Below are 2,896 nucleotides of genomic sequence, written 5' to 3'. Positions count from 1 at the left end.
AATGATCTCCATGTTGCACAAAGCTCAATTTTATCTAGCTTTGTGCGCTTTATAACTCGCCTTGTGCTGTCAAGTTTCCGGTCATTTTACAGTAATTTTATCACTCGATTCCAATGCGATTACCCTGGCATCAGTGGCGCAATTCAGGTACTCGAAGAAACCTTAGGCCAATCAACTGATACAGAGGAAAACAATACTCAGCCATCGGAGGTAGTTGGTGCTCAAGTAGAGTAGGGAATCGGGAATCGGGAATCGGGAGTCGGGATTTTTATCCTGAGTCTGTCAGCGATCGCTCTTGGTTGTATCTGGGTGCGATCGCTCCTGTTGTGATTACACTCACACTAGAGGAAATTGCTCGCAATTTCCTTCCGTTGGAAACAGGCAATGTCCACCCGACAAGATCAGCGATCGCACTATCAACTACAAAATGCGAACGCGCCCCGCGTGACCATTCGCGAAGCGTGGCCTAAAGGCCAAGGTCAATCGCACTGATTGTGAATTCTGGAAGGGTTGGGGCTTGGAAACCGGCCATGGGTACCCTGGTTGGTGGGCATTGCTCAGATGAATTCCGGCAGGTAGGCGAGTTGGAAACCGGCAATGCCCACCCTACAAGCTGCTAGGATATAGAGAAACCTGCTCCTACCAACTAATTGCACCTGATAAAAATCCAGAAGAGAAATGAGTGAAAGCCCGGTGTTACCAATTAAGATTCCTAAGGAAGAAATAGAGCAATTTTGCCAGCGTCATCATATTCGCAAATTGTCTTTATTTGGTTCAGTGTTGAGGGATGATTTTACACCGGAGAGTGACCTGGATTTTTTAGTAGAATTTGAAGCAGGCAAAACCCCTGGTTTATTTAGGTTAGCCAGTATGGAAATAGAACTTTCAGAACTAGTAGAAGGGAGAAAGATTGATTTAAGAACTCCTAATGAATTAAGTATTTATTTTCGAGACAGAGTGATGGCTGAGGCGATGGTGCAGTATGACAGCAATTGACGATTTAACTCGCTTGCACCATATGCAGGATGCAGCAATAGAAGCTCTCGGTTTTATGTCTGGAAAGACCAGAGAAGATTTAGCTAAGGATAGGATGTTGGTGTTGGCAGTTGTTAAAGATTTAGAAATTATTGGGGAAGCGGCAGGTAGAATTTCAGCTGAATGTAGGGGGAGACATGCTGATATTCCTTGGGCAGTGATGATTGGGATGCGAAATCGTTTGACCCATGCTTATTTCTCTATCGATTTAGATATTGTTTGGGGAACGGTGAGGAATGATTTAGTGCCACTGGTTGAGCAATTGCAAAGGGTAATTCAGGAGGAAAGTGAAGGAGAATCGTAGGGTGGGCAAGGCTCTCGGAAGATCAAAATTGAACGCCGAGCAATTAAATGGGCAATGCCCACCAATACCCATTTGAATGTAGAATGAAGAATTGAGAATGTAGAATGAAGAATTGAGATTCGTAGGGTGGGAATTGCTGATAAAGATCATGATTGAACCCCGAACAATTAAATGGGCAATGCCCACCAATACCCATTTGAATGTAGAATGAAGAATTGAGAATGTAGAATGAAGAATTGAGATTCGTAGGGTGGGAATTGCTGATAAAGATCATGATTGAACGGCGAGCAATTACATGGGCAATGCCCACCAATACCCATTTGAATGTAGAATGAAGAATTGAGAATGTAGAATGAAGAATTGAGAATCGTAGGGTGGGCAAGGCTCTCGGAAGATCATGATTGAACCCCGAACAATTAAATGGGCAATGGCCACCAATACCCATTTGAATGTAGAATGAAGAATTGAGAATGTAGAATGAAGAATTGAGATTCGTAGGGTGGGCAAGGCTCTCGGAAGATCATGATTGAACCCCGAACAATTAAATGGGCAATGGCCACCAATACCCATTTGAATGTAGAATGAAGAATTGAGAATGTAGAATGAAGAATTGAGAATCGTAGGGTGGGCAAGGCTCTCGGAAGATCATGATTGAACCCCGAGCAATTACATGGGCAATGGCCACCAATACCCATTTGAATGTAGAATGAAGAATTGAGAATGTAGAATGAAGAATTGAGAATCGTAGGGTGGGCATTGCTGAGCTTGATCATGATTGAACCCCGATAAATTAAATGGGCAATGCCCACCAATACCCTTAAATCTTTGGGTGGGTAAAGTAATGGTGAATTCGGATAGGATTGGGGGTTAGAAAGCAACAATGGGTACCCTGGTTGGTGGGCATTGCTCAGATGAATTTGGGCAGGGTTGGGAGTTGGTTTCAAGCAATGCCCACCCTACAAAAGCTTAATTCTTAATTCTTTAATTCTTAATTCTTAATTCTTAATTCTTAATTCTGTCAACCTTCTTCAACTTTCGAGCAGAGTTGATTCAATAACTCTTGTGGAATTGCATCAAAATTTTCCAAGAGAAAATCCATTAAGGCCAGATGGTATAAGGAATCGGAAGAAGGAGATTTATAGCGAGAACTTTGAGCGAGCCAACTGTTAACAGCGTAAGTTGAGCGGCAGCAGATTTGAGCAATGTCTTCTTGGTTAACTTGCCATTTCCAATAAAACTCCCGAGGAGTCATGGATAGTCGGCAGAAGCTGTATAGGTTTATCAAGATTCGCTCTCGCTCAGTGATGGCACGAGGCATTGAAAGTGGGCGTGTAGATTGGCACTGGGCAATTTGGGCAAGGCGGTCTAGGGCTCGCTGACACTTAATCAGATGATCATTTGAGCGTTTTTTTGGCATCATGGAATTACCTGGGCGACCGATGAAGGCGCTCAAAGGAGTGAGAATTCCATAATTCTCCATAGAGGCTAGAGTTCAAGCGAAGTTCCCACCCGAAGGGGCGCTGCGAGATGGATATATCCGGCTTCTGAGCTAGAATA

At 43.6% G+C, this 2,896-nt stretch carries 3 protein-coding genes and 1 pseudogene; 3 read left to right on the top strand and 1 reads right to left on the bottom strand.

From position 1 onward, the window contains the following. The 3 genes and pseudogenes from F6K46_RS39115 to F6K46_RS39105 form a co-directional block, all read left to right on the top strand. Nucleotides 1–234, top strand: a pseudogene (locus tag F6K46_RS39115) (hypothetical protein); the annotation flags it as partial. Nucleotides 235–678: 444 nt separating this feature from the next. Further along, nucleotides 679–996 carry a nucleotidyltransferase family protein gene (locus tag F6K46_RS39110; protein WP_293068893.1) on the top strand — a complete coding sequence of 106 codons (318 nt, stop codon included), beginning with the start codon at nucleotides 679–681 and terminating at the stop codon, nucleotides 994–996. Next, the gene (locus F6K46_RS39105; RefSeq protein ID WP_075906784.1) at nucleotides 983–1,339 is read left to right on the top strand and encodes a DUF86 domain-containing protein; all 357 of its coding nucleotides are present in this window, start codon (nucleotides 983–985) and stop codon (nucleotides 1,337–1,339) included. Before F6K46_RS39110 ends, F6K46_RS39105 begins: the two co-directional genes overlap by 14 nt. A gap of 1,018 nt (nucleotides 1,340–2,357) precedes the next feature. Here the strand turns inward: F6K46_RS39105 and F6K46_RS39100 are convergent. Further along, nucleotides 2,358–2,819 (bottom strand): hypothetical protein, encoded by a 462-nt coding sequence (locus F6K46_RS39100; protein ID WP_293118116.1) that lies wholly within the window; start codon nucleotides 2,817–2,819, stop codon nucleotides 2,358–2,360. Between the last annotated feature and the right edge of the window lie 77 nt (nucleotides 2,820–2,896).

Source organism: Moorena sp. SIO3E8, assembly GCF_010692445.1.
GTDB classification, from domain to species: domain Bacteria; phylum Cyanobacteriota; class Cyanobacteriia; order Cyanobacteriales; family Coleofasciculaceae; genus Moorena; species Moorena bouillonii.
The sequence above is the reverse complement of the archived record's forward strand: the minus strand, read 5'-3'. Positions and strand labels throughout refer to the sequence as shown.

Bases quoted from the DNA above. Each gene is read 5' to 3' on its own strand.
- F6K46_RS39105 (WP_075906784.1), top strand. From the start codon at position 983: ATGACAGCAATTGACGATTTAACTCGCTTGCACCATATGCAGGATGCA.
- F6K46_RS39110 (WP_293068893.1), top strand. From the start codon at position 679: ATGAGTGAAAGCCCGGTGTTACCAATTAAGATTCCTAAGGAAGAAATA.
- F6K46_RS39100 (WP_293118116.1), bottom strand. From the start codon at position 2,819: ATGGAGAATTATGGAATTCTCACTCCTTTGAGCGCCTTCATCGGTCGC.